Here is a 14,725-nt window from a genome sequence, read left to right as displayed (position 1 = left end):
TTCCCTGGAAAGGCCGGGCGCACGCTGTAGCTTGCGCCCGGCTATAGCGAGTCTACTGCTTCGTACCGGAAATTTGAGACAGAACGGCCGCAACGGCGGCCTCTGCCGTAACGCCGAAGTGGCGATAAAGTTCCTGATAAGGACCGCTGGCGCCGAACCCGTGCATGCCGATGAAGACGCCGTCGGGCCCTATGAAGCGCTCCCAGCCCATGGAAATGGCCGCTTCGATCCCGACGCGATACTTTTCCGTGCCTAGAACGACCGAGCGGTAGGCTTCCGACTGCCGTGCAAACAGCTCGAAACTCGGCACCGAGACCACGCGCGTGGGGTGGCCCTGCCGGTCAAGCTCGGCCTTGGCGGCGATGGCGATCTCCACTTCCGAGCCCGAGGCGAAGATCACAACCTCGCTGTCTTCCTCGGTGCTGGCGATTTCATAGGCGCCGCGCGCGCAGAGGTTCTCCTCGTCAGCCTCGATGCGCACCGGGGAAAGATTTTGGCGAGTGAGCGCCAGAACAGAGGGGCCGCTGTCGTTCTCCAGCGCGATCTGCCAGCATTCGGCGGTTTCCACCGCATCCGCCGGGCGCAGCACCAGAAGATTCGGGATGGCACGCAGGGCAGCAAGATGCTCGACCGGCTGGTGGGTCGGGCCATCTTCGCCGAGACCGATCGAATCGTGGGTGAGCACGAAGATCACCCGCTGATGCATGAGGGCCGAGAGCCGAATCGCCGGACGGCAGTAGTCGGAGAAGATTAGGAAGGTACCGCCATAGGGGATGAGCCCCTTGTGCAGGGCAATGCCGTTCATGGCCGCGGCCATGCCGTGCTCGCGGATACCGTAATGAATGAAGCGGCCGGTGAAGTCGTCGGGCGTGACTTCCTTAAGGTCCGACGAGCGCGTGTTGTTGGAGGGGGTGAGGTCGGCCGATCCGCCGACCGTCTCCGGCAGGATGGGATTGATCACCTCCAGAACCCGCTGGGAGGCGACGCGGGTGGCAATCTTGGGCCGTTCCGACACCAGCTTCTGCTTGAGCGCGGTGACGGCACCGGTGAAGGCGGTGGGCAGGTCGCCACGCAAGCGCCGCTCGAACTCGACCCGGGTCTCCATCTCGAGGGCCTGCACGTTCTGCTCCCACGTGCGCCGATGGCGGCAGGAGCGGATCCCGGCTATGCGCCAGAGATCACGAATCTCGGTGGGGATGACGAAAGGCTCATCCGGCCAGCCCAGGGCCTGGCGCGCGGCGGCAACCTCCTCGGGGCCGAGCGGGGAGCCGTGCACTCCGGCCGTGCCTTGTTTCTTTGGGGCGCCATAGCCGATGACGGTGCGGCAGGCGATGAGCGAGGGCCGGTGCTCCTCGCCGCGCGCGGCGGCAATGGCCGTGGCAATAGCGGCGGGGTCATGACCGTCGATGCCCATAGTGTGCCAGCCGGATGCCTCGAACCGCCGGAGCTGATCGGTCGAATCGGAAAGCGTGACCGGGCCGTCGATGGAGATGCCGTTGTCGTCGAACAGCACGATCAGCTTGCCGAGCTTCAGGTGGCCGGCCAGGGCGAGCGCCTCCTGGCTGATGCCCTCCATGAGGTCGCCGTCGCTTGCCAGCACATAGGTATGGTGATCGACCACGGACTTGCCGAAGCGCGCCTGCAGCAGGCGCTCGGCGATGGCCATGCCGACCGCGTTGGCAAGACCTTGGCCCAGGGGGCCGGTGGTGGTCTCGATGCCGGCGGCGAAGCCATATTCGGGGTGGCCTGCCGTTTTGGAGCCGAGCTGGCGGAAGCGCCTGATCTCCTCGATGGTCATGTCGTCATAACCGAGGAGATGGAGCAGGCCATAGAGCAGCATCGAGCCGTGGCCGGCGGACAGCACGAAACGGTCGCGGTCCGGCCAGTCGGGCACGGTGGCATCGAATTTCAGGAAGCGGGTGAACAGCACGGTGGCGATGTCCGCTGCGCCCATGGGCAGGCCGGGATGGCCGGAATTGGCGGCCTGAACGGCGTCCATAGCCAGGACCCTGAGAGCATTGGCCATGCGCTGGTGCTTGGTGATATCGATCACGCTATCGCCAGGGAGTTGCGGTTTCGCTGCGGCCGAAGCCGCCGGATTCACTGGACTCATTCGGGACGCCGATCGTTGAAAACAGGTGCCACACATAGCATTTGCCGGCCCCGAGTCAACACGCCCCTAACCCGGTGGTTGCAAGGGCGATGAGGTGGGCCACATGGTTTTTGGTGCAACGACGCGACAGAGTTGCTAGGTATCGCGCCGACAGTCCCAGGACCGCCGCGCGCGGTAGTCAGCCGCGCGGCAGAGACCAACGGTGAAGCGATGAAAATCAATGGCAACGAGATCCGCCCGGGCAATGTGATCCAGCACGATGGTAGCCTGTGGGTGGCGGTGAAGATTCAGCATGTGAAGCCGGGCAAGGGCGGGGCCTATGCCCAGGTCGAGCTCAAGAACCTCATCGACAACCGCAAGCTGAACGAGCGCTTCCGCTCGTCGGAAACCGTGGAGCGGGTGCGGCTGGAGCAGAAGGACTACCAGTTCCTCTATCCCAATGGCGACATGCTGGTGTTCATGGACCAGGAGACCTACGAGCAGATCGAGCTGCCTGTGGATTTCGTCGGCGAGCGCGCCGCCTTCCTGCAGGACGGCATGAAGGTGACCGTGGAGAGCCACGAAGGCAAGCCGATCGGCATCACCCTGCCGGACCAGGTGACGCTGCAGATCGTGGAGGCGGACGCGGTGGTGAAGGGCCAGACCGCCTCTTCGTCCTACAAGCCCGCGGTGCTGGAAAACGGGTTGCGCATCATGGTGCCGCCCTTCATCACCTCCGGCGAGCGCGTGGTTGTCGACACCAATGAGGTCGCCTATGTACGCCGGGCGGACTGAACGGCCGGGCGTGGTTCATCGCTGCTAACGCGTCCGCGCGAGGCGGGCGCCATATTGATGCGGGCGAGGGCTCTCCCGGGGCCGCGCCCCGCTTAACCGCTGCTGTGCCGCAACGGCAGTCTGTGGGGACAGGACAATCGATGCGTTCGGCATTGCTCAATGTAATGGTGCAGGCTGCGCGGAAAGCTGCGCGCAGGCTTCAGCGCGATTTCGGCGAGGTCGAGAACCTGCAGGTTTCGTTGAAGGGGCCGGCCGACTTCGTGTCCAATGCGGACCGCCAGGCGGAAGATACGCTGCGCGAGGAGCTTGCCAGGGCGCGCCCCGGTTACGGCTTCCTGCTGGAAGAGCGGGGGGAGATCAAGGGTACGGACCCCAATCACCGCTGGATCATCGACCCGCTGGACGGCACGACCAACTTCCTCCATGGCATTCCGCATTTCGCCATCTCGGTCGGCCTGCAGCGCGACGATACGATCGTGGCCGGCCTGATCTACAACCCGATTTCGGACGAGATGTTCACTGCCGAGCGCGGCCGCGGCGCGTTCCTGAACGACCGGCGCCTGCGGGTGGCGGCCCGGCGGGAGCTCGCGCAGGCTGTCGTCGCTTGCGGTATTCCACACAACGGGCGCGGGGACCACGGGCTGTTTCGCGAAGAACTGGCGCGGGTCCAGGCCAAGGCGGCCGGCATCCGGCGGCTGGGTGCGGCGGCTCTCGACCTCGCCTATGTGGCAGCAGGCCGCTATGACGGATACTGGGAGCGAGGTCTCAAAGCGTGGGACATTGCCGCAGGGCTGCTGATCGTGCGTGAAGCCGGCGGCACGGTTGGCGACATAGACGGTCGTGCAGATGTGCTCGCGACCGGCAATATCCTGGCCGCCAATGAACGGATTTATGCCGAGCTCGGCAAGGAGCTGAAGGCTGCCGGCCGGGGATAAGCGGCAGTGCGCACTGGGCTACTCGTTGCCGGTCGGGCCGCCATAAACCCACCACAACGTGAAGTTACTCAGCGCGCCATTGATGAAATCGGCCCGCAATCACGATATATGATTAAATAAGGTTGCGGACGCGGCCCGGTTGCTTGCGTCCGTAAGGCCATCAAGCGGCAATGACCGTACAGCGTGCTGCGGCGCCCCTGTCTATTGTCGATTTGAATATCGGATTTGTGCTTTGCGTCTACTTCACTGCACAGCGGCTTGGGGGAAGGGATCTTGAGCAAGAGTCTGGCCGAGGACTACGATCTGTTCGCCCTGACGCGCCCGCGGATCTATCTGATCCGCATGACCGTCTTCACCATCCTGATCGCCTTTGCCGCGGCGATCCTGTTCCCGCAGATCCGCACCGCGTTCATGGTCAATCCTGGCTTGAACGGCGTGATCATCGGCACTTTGCTGGTGGGCATCGTCTATGCGTTCCGCCTGGTGTGGCGGCTGTTTCCCGAGGTGTCCTGGGTGAACAGCTTCCGGGTCTCGGACCCGGGTCTCGAAATCCCGCACACGCCGGTGCTGCTTGCGCCTATGGCCACGCTCCTGCGCAACCGGCAGGGAGAAACCGTGCTCTCCCCGGGGGTCATGCGCGCGGTGCTCGATTCCATCGCCTCGCGGTTGGACGAGTCCAGAGAGATCTCGCGCTACCTGATCGGGCTGCTGGTTTTCCTGGGCCTGCTCGGCACCTTCTGGGGGCTGTCGCAGACGGTGGCGTCGGTCGGGGCCACGATCCGCTCGCTCGAGGTGACGAGCACCGAGGCCGCCACCATCTTCGAGCAGTTGAAGAATGGGCTGGAGGCCCCGCTTGCGGGCATGGGCACGGCCTTCGCCTCCTCGCTCTTCGGCCTCGCCGGGTCGCTGATCCTGGGCTTCCTCGACCTGCAGGCCGGCCAAGCCCAGAACCGGTTCTACAACGACCTCGAGGAGTGGCTGTCCACACTGACCGACATCCACGCGGGCGAAGGCACGAGCGGGCAGTATGTGGTGCCGCATTATCTGCACCTCGACCTGCGCGAAGTGCAGAACAGCCTCAATCGCATCAACAAGACGCTGGAGGACGCGCTGAGCGAGCCCGATGGCGGCGCGGTGCAGCCTGCTGCACACGATGACGAGGCCATAGCAAGGCTTGCGAGCGCCGTGCAGAGCCTGGTGAGCCAGATGCGCGAGGAGCAGAAGGTTGTGCGCAACTGGGCGCAGTCGCAGGCGGATACGCAGGCGGAGATCAAGGACATTCTCATGCGCATGCGCTACCAGCCCGAGCGCCTTGCGTCCGAGCGGCCGGCGCGGCGGGCGGGCAGCCCGGCGAAGGCCGAAGATTTGTAACCCAAGCGAGGATCTGACCCATGGCTCTGTTGCGCCGCGGTCGCGGTCTGCGCGATACCAATTTGCAGTGGCCCGGTTTCGTCGATGCCACGGCGACGCTGCTGATGGTGTTCGTGTTCCTGGTGAGCGTCTTCACCGTCGCCCAGTATCTGCTGGCGCGAGAAGTGAGCGGGCAGGACACCGTGCTGCAGCGTCTGCGCAATGAAATCGCTTCCTTGACGGAGATGCTGGCGCTGGAGAAGTCGTCATCAGCCGAGATGGAGACACGGCTGGCGACGCTGCTGAACGACCTGCAGAGCCTGTCGTCCGAGCGCGACCAGCTCAAGGCGCAGCTTAGCGACCAGCAGCAGGCGGGCTCGGCCGCGGGCTCGGCCATGGCGACCTTGCAGGGGGAGCTCGATTCGCAACGGCAGATCTCGTCGGAGGCGCTGGCGCGGGTTGAGCTGCTGAACCAGCAGATCGCCGCATTGAGGCGGCAGATCGCCGCACTGAACGAGGCTTTGGAGGCGGCGGAGGAGCGTGATCAGGCATCCAAGGCGCAGATCACCGATTTGGGCAAGCGGCTCAACATCGCGCTGGCTCAGCGGGTGCAGGAGCTTGCCCGCTATCGCTCGGAATTCTTCGGCCGCTTGCGGGAGATCTTGAGCCAGCGTGCCGACGTACAGGTGGTGGGCGACCGCTTCGTGTTCCAGGCGGAGGTGCTGTTCCCGAAGGGCCAGGCGGTGTTCCAGGAGACCGGCCGGGCCGAACTCGACAAGCTGGCCGGCGCGATCAAGGAACTGGAGCGCGAAATTCCCGATGACATCCCTTGGGTGCTGCGCGTTGACGGACACACGGACGTGGACCCGATCGCCACGCCGCTTTACCCTTCGAACTGGGAACTTTCTGCGGCCCGCGCCATCGCGGTGGTGAAGTATCTCATCGGGCAGGGGGTGAATCCCGAGCATTTGGTGGCAGCGGGGTTCGGCGAGTATCAGCCGATCGCGACAGGTACCAGCGAAGCGGAAAAGCGGCTGAACCGGCGTATCGAGCTCAAGCTGACCGAGCGCTGACCGTCTCGTGCGTGGCGGCCGGCACCGTCGCGGCTTCCGGCCCGTCCATGAATTGAAGGCTGGCCAGGCGCGCGTAAAGCCCGCCGGCCTGGACCAGATCGTCATGGCACCCTTCCGCGACGATCTGCCCCTGATCGAGCACGATGATGCGGTCAGCGTTGCGCACCGTGGCGAGCCGATGGGCTATGACCAGAGTGGTGCGGCCCGTCATAAGCCGGTCCAGCGCTTCCTGCACCAGCTGTTCGCTTTCCGCGTCGAGGGCGCTGGTGGCTTCGTCCAAGAGCAGCACCGGCGCATCCCGCAGAATGGCTCGTGCAATGGCGATGCGCTGCCGTTGGCCGCCCGAAAGGGTTATGCCGCGCTCGCCGACCTCGGTGTCAAGGCCTTGCGGCAGGGCAGCAATAAATGCGGCGGCCGAGGCTGCACGTGCCGCGGCGATCACTTCGGTATTACTCGCGTCGGGCCGTCCGTAGCGGATGTTCTCCGCGATAGTGGTTGAGAAGATCACAGGGTCCTGCGGTACCAGAGCCATGCGGGCGCGCACATCGCGCGGGTCGGCCTCGGCGATGTTCACCCCATCCAACCGCACGGAGCCCGTCTGGGGGTCGAAATAGCGCAGGAGCAGGTTGAAGATGGTGCTTTTCCCCGAACCCGAGGGGCCGACGATTGCCAGCTTTTCGCCCGGACGCACCCGCAGGGAGAATCCGTTCAGGGCCTTCTCCGGCCCGCGCCCGGCATAGGCGAAGCTCACGGCCTCGAAGGCGATCTCGCCGCGCGGCGGGGTAGGCAGGCGCTTGGGCGCCGGCGCCGCTATGGCCGGCTTGGTGTCGAGCAGCTCCGATAGGCGCTCGGCCGCCCCCGCTGCCTGCTGCACTTCGCCCCAGACCTGCGAGAGCTCGCCCAAGGCGCCGGCGGCAAAGGCGGCATAGAGCACGAACTGCCCCAATGTGCCGCCGGTCATCTCGCCGGCCAGCACCGATTGGGCGCCATACCATAGGATGGCCACGATCGAGCCGAAGGTGAGGGCAATGATGCAGCCGGTGAGCACCGCCCGCGCCTTGGTGCTGGCCTTGGCGGCGGCGAAGGCATCCTCGCTTGCCCGCGTGAAGATGAGGGCCGCCCTTGCTTCCTCGGTGAAGGCCTGGACGAGGCGGATGGCGCTGAGCCGCTCGCTGGCAAAGGCCGCGGATTGCGCAAGCGTATCCTGGGCCGAACGGGACAGGCGCCGGACCCAGCGGCCGAAGAGCACCAGCGGCACTACGATCACCGGGATGGCGGCGACCACGAGACCGCTGAGCTTGGGGCTCGTCACGACCATCATGGCGACTGCGCCGATCAACAGGAGCGCATTGCGCAAGGCGATCGAGGCGCTGGCCCCGAAGGCGGCCTTGATCTGGGTGGTATCGGCGGTGAGGCGCGACATGACCTCACCGGTGCGGGCGGTCTCGAAAAATCCCACATCGAGCCGCAGCAGATGGTCGAAGACGGCGACCCGCACGTCGGTGACCACGCGCTCGCCGAGCCAGATGACGAAATAGTAGCGCGCGGCGCTGGCCAGGGCGAGGAGGAGGGCGACCCCCAACAGTGTGGCGAAATACTGATGGATCAGCGTGGCGTTGGCCTGAGTGAAGCCGAAATCGATCATGCGCCGCACGGCCAGCGGAATGGCGAGGGTGGCTGCGGCTGCCATGATCAGCGCGAGCAAGGCCGCGGCGAGGCGCCAGCGATACCGCAGGGCGAAGGGCAAGAGCCGCAGCAGCGGCTTGAGACTATGCCGCGATGGCTTGCCGGTCGTCTTCTCGTCGCTCAACCGTCTTCTCGCTGACTTGAGGCTTTCTCTCGCTGTAACGGAATTGGCCGGGGAAGGCGAGGGCGCCATCCGCCACACCGATCAGGTGCGGAGCCTCGCCCGTTCCGCGGGAACTCGGCGGCAGCTCAAGGATTTGAGTGTTGCGCCCGCAGCACCGCTCCGCTATAGACCGGCCAACAGTACGGCTCGCTTCTGCGCGGGCATATTCTCCTCCACAACCCGGATCTGCGAGCGCGTCATGAAGCAAGGCATTCATCCCGAATATCACAAGATCACGGTGGTCATGACCGACGGTACCACCTTCGAGACCCGATCGACGTGGGGCAAGGAGGGGCAGACGATGCAGCTCGACATCGACCCCAAGACCCATCCGGCCTGGACCGGCGGCTCGACCCACATCGTCGACCGCGGCGGCCGCGTCAGCCGCTTCAAGCAGAAATACAGCTTCCTGGGCAAGTAAGCGCAAGCAACCAGGACGAATGCAGAAAGCCCGGCGTTTGCCGGGCTTTCTTGTTGGAGCGTGCAGACCGCGAGCGGCGGATTACTTCCCGGCGAAGGCGCGCTGCAGCATCATCATCTGCTCGTAGACCGGGCTCGCCTGCGGCCTCGGCTGCGTCCGGCGATCATAGATCATACGATCGAGCTTGAGCACGCGCCGGTGGAGATGCAGGCTCCGCTGGATCAGGCTCTGCAGGCCGGCGGGCAGCGCGGCGAGGCATTCCTCGTCGGTGGTCGAACCGATATCCTTGAGATTGATGCGTTGTTTTTCGCGGCGCGCGTCTTCCTGGGTGAGCTCGCCCTCCTTGACGGCGCGCTGGAGCAGCAGCCAGGACGCCAGCTGCATCAGCCGGGTGGTAAGCCTCATGCTCTCGCTTGCATAGGTGAGCGATGCGCCCCGATCGAGATCACGCAGCGCAGCGCGACCCTCGCCGTCCAGATAATCGGCTGCCTCCTCGACCAGGCTCATCCCCTCCGCGAAAATCTGCGTGAACAGAGCCGAGGTCGCGAAACGACTGCCAAAATCGATCATAGTGCCGCTTGTTGCGCTTTCAGCCGCTACCGATCTCATTACCATCCTGTTGAACTGACTCAGCCGCCCCGAGTGTTCGCCTTGCATTGGCCGTGCCATTCAAGGCGTTATGCAATCTTAACCACAAATAGCCGGGCCGGCATTCCACTCGCGCTCAAGCGCCCGCAAGCAATTTGCTCGTTGGACATCGCTTTGGCGGAAGTATGACGCCCCGAAATATTCTCGGCCCGCGCCAAAGCTGTGTCGACAGCCCAGGACGGACCAGGGACCCTTTATGCACAAAAAATGGAGCCGCGCGCAAGCGGCGGCTCCAAGGTCTAACAGGGAGGCGTCAAACAGAGTGGACAGGAGCCACTCAAATCCAGGTCACTGGATTACGTTAACCAAAATACACCAGGACTCGTTACTCAATGGTTAACGACGTTCAAAAAAGTGAAAACGTTTTTCCGAGCGAGTTCCCGCGCCATTGTGCGGAGGGATAACTGATTGACAAAACGCGTCTATTGCCCGGGTGAGCAAAAATGCAACTATTTTCGGAAAAGTTGCTCGGCGGCTGCGCGCGTGCCCTGCCGGGCCCGGAGCTCGTTCCTAATGCGCGAAATCTCGGTCTCGAGGATGGTGATTCGCGCCGTGAGATCCTCGACCGAAAGCGCGTCAAGGGCATCGCCGATGCGAATCTCGGCTGACTTGCGCCTGACCTCTTCGTCCTCAATCGCCATGACATGCTCCTTTCTTTCGTCGCCGGTGTCGGACGGCAGCCAAAATTCAATCGACTTTTTGGCGGCATTGTCTAGATGACCAGGAGAAAAGCCCCCTCATGCGAGATGGTTCTCTGCCCATGGCCGACCTGCCCAATGAGATGACCGCGATCGAGATTTCACGACCCGGCGGCCCAGAGGTGCTGAAGCCGCACCGCCTCACCGTACCATCCGCGGGTGAGCGCGAGCTGCTGATCAGGGTGATCGCGGCCGGCGTGAACCGGCCGGACGTCCTGCAGCGGCAAGGGCATTACCCGCCGCCGCCGGGCGCGCCGGCCACCCCAGGCCTGGAAGTGGCTGGTCGGGTGGTGCGATGCGGTCCCGGCACGACGCGCTTTCAGGAGGGCGACAGTGTCTGTGCGCTGGTCGCCGGCGGCGGCTATGCGGAATACTGCGTGGCGGCAGAGGCCAATTGCCTGCCGGTTCCCGCAGGTCTCACACCCCTGGAGGCGGCTGGCTTGCCTGAGACCTTCTTCACGGTCTGGACCAATGTGTTCCAGCGCGGCGGCTTGAAAGCGGGCGAGACGCTGCTCGTCCATGGCGGCTCGAGTGGCATCGGTACAACCGCCATCATGCTCGGCCGCGCCTTCGGAGCGCGGGTCTTCGCCACTGCAGGAACAGCGCAGAAGTGCCGCGCCTGCGAAGAGCTCGGCGCCGACCGCGCCATCAACTATCGGGAGGAGGACTTCGTCGAGATTGTCAAAAACGCCACCGACGGGCGCGGTGTCGACGTCATCCTCGACATGGTGGGCGGTGACTATATCGCGCGCAATATCGGCGCAGCCGCCGTAGACGGCCGCATCGTCATGATCGCCTTTCTCGGCGGACCTTCCGCAAAGGTCAACTTCATGCCGGTGATGCAGAAACGGCTCGTCGTCACCGGCTCGACCCTGCGGCCGCGCAGCGTGGAGGAGAAGGCAGCGATTGCCCGAGAGCTCGAGGCGCATGTCTGGCCCTTGTTCGCATCCGGGGTGATCAAGCCGGTGATCGATTCGACCTTCCCCCTGGAGGAGGCGGCGCATGCTCATCAACGGATGGAGCAGGGCGCTCATATCGGTAAAATCATTCTTACGACCTGAGGGCGGCCGAGGGCTTCCAGAAGCTCTTTGCAACCACCGGCGATCGGCCTATATAAGTCCGAAATATCCTTAAATTGACGTCCTAGCGGATCAGAACCCATGGTTCTGAAGGAGTGCGCCTATGTCGAAAACGCTGCTCATGCCGAAGGCGACCGCCGTGTGGCTGGTCGAGAACACTTCGCTTACCTTCGAGCAAATCGCGCAGTTCTGTAACCTGCACGTGCTGGAGGTGAAGGGGATCGCCGATGGCGATGTCGCAGCGGGCATCAAGGGCATGGACCCGATCGTTTCCGGCCAGCTTTCGCGCGAGGAGATCGAGCGCGCACAGCGCGACCCCAACCACCGGCTGCGCATGTCGGAATCGAAGGTCGACGTGCCGGAGGTGAAGCGCCGCAAAGGTCCGCGCTACACGCCGGTTTCACGCCGCCAGGACCGCCCGGATGCGATCGCGTGGCTGCTGCGCTACCATCCCGAGCTTTCCGACAGCCAGATCATCAAGCTCGTGGGCACGACCAAGCCCACCATCGAGTCGATCCGCAGCCGTACGCATTGGAACTCAGCCAACCTGACGCCGAAGGATCCGGTGACGCTGGGCCTGTGCGCGCAGAGCGAGCTGGATGCGGCCGTGCGCAAGGCAGCCGACCGGGCGCGGCGCGAGCATCCCGTGCCTGCGGAAGAGGAACGGGGCGCGACATTGCGGCCGGCAGAAGAGACCCAGGGCGGGGAGGTGGACGCCTCGGCGCTCTTCGCGGGCACGCGTTTCGGCGGGCAGGCGGAGCCGGAGGAGGAGCAGGAGATCGACGAGCAGAAGGTGTTCGCGCGGCTCGCGGGCCTCAAGAGCGCCAAGCAGGACGACGAGGACGAGTCTTAAGTCGCGGCTACTGGCCCGGGCCCAGCGAAGTCGCCTCAAGGGCTGCCTGAAGGGCGATGCTGGCGCCATCGGCGCAAATGGTCTGGCCGGTAATGCAGCTTGCATCGTCGGAGGCCAGAAAAGCTGCAATGGCCGCAATTTCGTGCGGCTCGCCAAGGCGCGCCAGCGGCACGCGGGCGAGAAGGCGCTCATAGGCCGACCGCCCTTTGACGCCGGCCCGCAATGGACCGGCCGAAAAGCTGCCGGATCCGATGGCGTTCACCCGAATCCCATGAGGCGCAAGCGCCAGGGCAGTGGTTTCGGTGAGCTGGGTCAGGCCCGCCTTCGACACGGAATAAGCGAGGTGCTGCGACAGGGACGACATGATCTCGGCGGCAGACATGTTGATGATGCTGCCCGGCGCCCGCCCGGCCTCAACCTGCGCAATCATCTCGCGCGCGACAACCTGGTTCACCAGGAAGGCACCCTTCAGATTGGTCCGCAGCACGCGCTCGAACTCGTCCTCCTTCAGCTGCAGGAAATCATCGACAGCGCTCGTCACCTCGGCGTTGTTGACGAGAATATCGACCGCCCCATAGGCTTCGACCGTGGCCCTGACGAGGTTCTGCACGTCCAGCCGATCGCCCACGTCGCATTCCACGAAGAGGGCATTGCGGCCCGCTTCCCTGACTTCGCGCAGAGCGGCTTCGGCTGCGTCCTCATCCACGTCAGCCAGCACGACCTCGGCACCCTCGGCGAGGAAGCGCTCGACGCAGGCAAAGCCGGTGCCCCGGGCACCGCCGGTTATGATCGCCACCTTGCCGCTCAGCGCCATCGGTCAGGTTCCCTGGTGTTCGTGTCTTCGTTCGGCCATGCTCAGGCCGCCAAGCCTCGGCCCTTCAGCGCCACGCCGATCTCCTCGAGGATTTTTGGGTCATCGATGGTGGCCGGCATTTTCCAGCTCTCGCCGTCGGCGATCTGGCGCATGGTGGCGCGCAGGATCTTACCCGACCGCGTCTTCGGCAGGCGATCAACGATGATGGCGGTGCGGAAGGACGCAACCGGCCCGATCTGTTCGCGGATCCGCTGCACGACCTCGCGTTCTATGTCGGCCACTGGCCGCTCGACACCCGCCTTGAGCACCAGGAAGCCGAGCGGCACCTGCCCCTTAAGCGGATCCGCCACCCCGATCACCGCGCATTCCGCCACGTCCGGATGCCCGGCTATGACTTCCTCCATAGCGCCGGTGGACAGGCGGTGGCCGGCGCAATTGATGATGTCGTCAGTGCGGGCCATGATGTAGACGTAGCCGTCCTCGTCGAGATAGCCGGCATCGGCCGTCTGGTAGTAGCCGGGGAATGCATCGAGATAGCTCTGCCGGAAACGCGCGTCGTTGTTCCAGAGGGTGGGCAGGCTGCCCGGCGGCAATGGCAGCTTGATGCAAACGGCACCCAGCTGGCCCGGGGGCAGGGCATGGCCAGCTTCATCGAGGATATCGATGTGGTAGCCTGGCATCGGCACAGAGGGAGAGCCATATTTCACCGGCAGCATGCCGAGTCCCACCGGATTGGCGGCAATCGACCAGCCGGTCTCCGTCTGCCACCAATGGTCGACCACGGGCACCCGAAGCTTGTCCTCAGCCCACTTCACCGTGTCGGGATCGGCGCGTTCGCCGGCCAGGAACAGGGTCCGGAAGCCGCTGAGGTCATGACGGCGGATGAAGACACCGTCGGGGTCTTCCTTCTTGATGGCGCGAAAGGCGGTCGGCGCCGTGAACATCGCCTTGACCCCATGCTGGGAGATGACGCGCCAATAGGCCCCGGCATCGGGCGTGCCGACCGGCTTGCCCTCATAGAGGATACTGGTGGCGCCATGCAGCAGCGGGGCATAGACGATATAGGAGTGCCCCACGACCCAGCCGACATCAGATGCCGCCCAGAACACCTCGCCCGGCTCTATGCCATAGATGTTCGGCATGCTCCATTTGAGGGCGACCATATGGCCGCCATTGTCGCGCACCACGCCCTTGGGCTGGCCGGTGGTGCCGGAGGTGTAAAGTATGTAGAGGGGATCGGTCGCCTTGACCGGCACGCAAGGCGGGTTGCGGCCCTCGCTCTTGGCGCGGGCGACCGCCTCGGCCCAATCGTGCTCGCCGTCCTCGAGCGGCACCTGGTGCATTGCCCGTTGAAGGATCAGACAAGCGCTCGGTTTGGTTGCCGCGAGCTCCATGGCCTTCCTCAGCAGCGGCATGTATTCGACAATGCGGCTGCCTTCGAGGCCGCAGGTGGCGGAGAGGATAAGCTTCGGCTTGGCATCGTCGATGCGCGTTGCGAGCTCATGGGAGGCGAAGCCGCCGAAAACCACAGAGTGGATGGCGCCGATGCGCGCGCAGGCAAGCATGGCGAAGACCGCTTCGGGCACCATGGGCATATAGATGATGACCCGGTCGCCCTTGACCACGCCGAAATCCTGTAATGCCGCCGCCAGTGATGCAATTTCATCGCGGAGCGCGCGATATGTGAAGCGCTTCACCTGGCTGGTGACCGGGCTGTCATAGATGAGGGCCTGCTGGTCGCCTCGCCCGCTGTCGGCATGGCGATCGACCGCGTTGTAGCAGGTGTTGCATTCAGCGCCGACAAACCATCGGTCGAGGCCGTCCACCTTTTCGAACACCTTGTCCCATGGCGTGAACCAGTCGATGTCGTTTGCAGCATCGGCCCAAAAACCCATGGGATCGCGTTGCCAGCTCGCATAAACGTCGTAATAGCGACTCATCGCCCTCGAGATCCTCCCAACCGTCGGCCGCGGCGTCTTGCTAGACTTGGTTTTGCTCCATCTAAGACAGCCTGCGATCTTATTCCCGATCGTCATCCGGGCAAAGCCCTCGCCCACAGAATTGCACCGCTCGTGAGATGCTACGGCGAGGCGAACTTTCTGAACGTACCATTCATTC

The 14,725-nt window shown here is 64.4% G+C and carries 13 protein-coding genes; 7 read left to right on the top strand and 6 right to left on the bottom strand.

Features of this window, described 5'->3' with window-relative positions:
- Positions 1–52: 52 nt before the first annotated feature.
- Positions 53–2,113: a transketolase gene (gene tkt / locus E4P09_RS03625; RefSeq protein WP_137388198.1), complete on the bottom strand. Its 2,061-nt coding sequence runs from the start codon at positions 2,111–2,113 to the stop codon at positions 53–55.
- A gap of 210 nt (positions 2,114–2,323) precedes the next feature.
- Between tkt and efp the strand changes: the two genes are divergently transcribed.
- The 4 genes from efp (at position 2,324) to E4P09_RS03605 (ending at position 6,245) form a co-directional block, all read left to right on the top strand.
- Positions 2,324–2,887 (top strand): elongation factor P, encoded by a 564-nt coding sequence (gene efp / locus E4P09_RS03620; protein ID WP_137388197.1) that lies wholly within the window; start codon positions 2,324–2,326, stop codon positions 2,885–2,887.
- A gap of 140 nt (positions 2,888–3,027) precedes the next feature.
- Positions 3,028–3,822 (top strand): inositol monophosphatase family protein, encoded by a 795-nt coding sequence (locus E4P09_RS03615; RefSeq protein ID WP_137388196.1) that lies wholly within the window; start codon positions 3,028–3,030, stop codon positions 3,820–3,822.
- A gap of 273 nt (positions 3,823–4,095) precedes the next feature.
- Complete coding sequence (locus E4P09_RS03610; RefSeq protein ID WP_239025010.1) at positions 4,096–5,193, top strand: flagellar motor protein MotA; 1,098 nt, start codon at positions 4,096–4,098, stop codon at positions 5,191–5,193.
- Between the two features lie 20 nt (positions 5,194–5,213).
- Positions 5,214–6,245, top strand: coding sequence for a peptidoglycan -binding protein (locus E4P09_RS03605; protein WP_137388195.1), 1,032 nt, complete (start codon positions 5,214–5,216; stop codon positions 6,243–6,245).
- On the opposite strand, the gene E4P09_RS03600 is transcribed toward E4P09_RS03605, so the two are convergent.
- Positions 6,226–8,124, bottom strand: a complete 1,899-nt coding sequence (locus E4P09_RS03600; RefSeq protein WP_137388194.1) for an ABC transporter transmembrane domain-containing protein — start codon at positions 8,122–8,124, stop codon at positions 6,226–6,228. The genes E4P09_RS03605 and E4P09_RS03600 overlap by 20 nt on opposite strands.
- Before the next feature lie 169 nt (positions 8,125–8,293).
- Between E4P09_RS03600 and rpmE the strand changes: the two genes are divergently transcribed.
- A complete protein-coding gene (rpmE, locus tag E4P09_RS03595) occupies positions 8,294–8,515 on the top strand; it encodes a 50S ribosomal protein L31 (RefSeq protein WP_137388193.1) in 222 nt (73 codons plus the stop codon).
- 81 nt (positions 8,516–8,596) lie between these two features.
- Here rpmE and rcdA read toward each other — a convergent pair whose 3' ends face one another.
- Together rcdA and E4P09_RS03585 are read right to left on the bottom strand one after the other, a co-directional pair.
- Positions 8,597–9,085: a protease adaptor protein RcdA gene (rcdA, locus tag E4P09_RS03590; RefSeq protein ID WP_239025008.1), complete on the bottom strand. Its 489-nt coding sequence runs from the start codon at positions 9,083–9,085 to the stop codon at positions 8,597–8,599.
- 527 nt (positions 9,086–9,612) lie between these two features.
- Entirely contained in the window at positions 9,613–9,804 is a 192-nt protein-coding gene (locus E4P09_RS03585; RefSeq protein WP_137388191.1) for a DUF1192 domain-containing protein, read from the bottom strand.
- Between the two features lie 119 nt (positions 9,805–9,923).
- On the opposite strand from E4P09_RS03585, the gene E4P09_RS03580 reads away from it, so the two are divergent.
- Positions 9,924–10,922: an NAD(P)H-quinone oxidoreductase gene (locus tag E4P09_RS03580; protein ID WP_239025086.1), complete on the top strand. Its 999-nt coding sequence runs from the start codon at positions 9,924–9,926 to the stop codon at positions 10,920–10,922.
- 121 nt (positions 10,923–11,043) lie between these two features.
- Positions 11,044–11,793 (top strand): DUF1013 domain-containing protein, encoded by a 750-nt coding sequence (locus tag E4P09_RS03575; protein WP_137388190.1) that lies wholly within the window; start codon positions 11,044–11,046, stop codon positions 11,791–11,793.
- 7 nt (positions 11,794–11,800) lie between these two features.
- Here E4P09_RS03575 and E4P09_RS03570 read toward each other — a convergent pair whose 3' ends face one another.
- Both E4P09_RS03570 and E4P09_RS03565 read right to left on the bottom strand, forming a co-directional pair.
- Complete coding sequence (locus E4P09_RS03570; protein WP_137388189.1) at positions 11,801–12,607, bottom strand: SDR family NAD(P)-dependent oxidoreductase; 807 nt, start codon at positions 12,605–12,607, stop codon at positions 11,801–11,803.
- Between the two features lie 41 nt (positions 12,608–12,648).
- Positions 12,649–14,547 (bottom strand): propionyl-CoA synthetase, encoded by a 1,899-nt coding sequence (locus E4P09_RS03565; protein ID WP_137388188.1) that lies wholly within the window; start codon positions 14,545–14,547, stop codon positions 12,649–12,651.
- Positions 14,548–14,725 lie beyond the last annotated feature (178 nt).

Source organism: Rhodoligotrophos defluvii, from assembly GCF_005281615.1.
In the GTDB taxonomy this organism is placed as follows: domain Bacteria; phylum Pseudomonadota; class Alphaproteobacteria; order Rhizobiales; family Im1; genus Rhodoligotrophos; species Rhodoligotrophos defluvii.
Note: the sequence above shows the minus strand (reverse complement) of the source record. Positions and strands in the feature narration are given on the sequence as shown.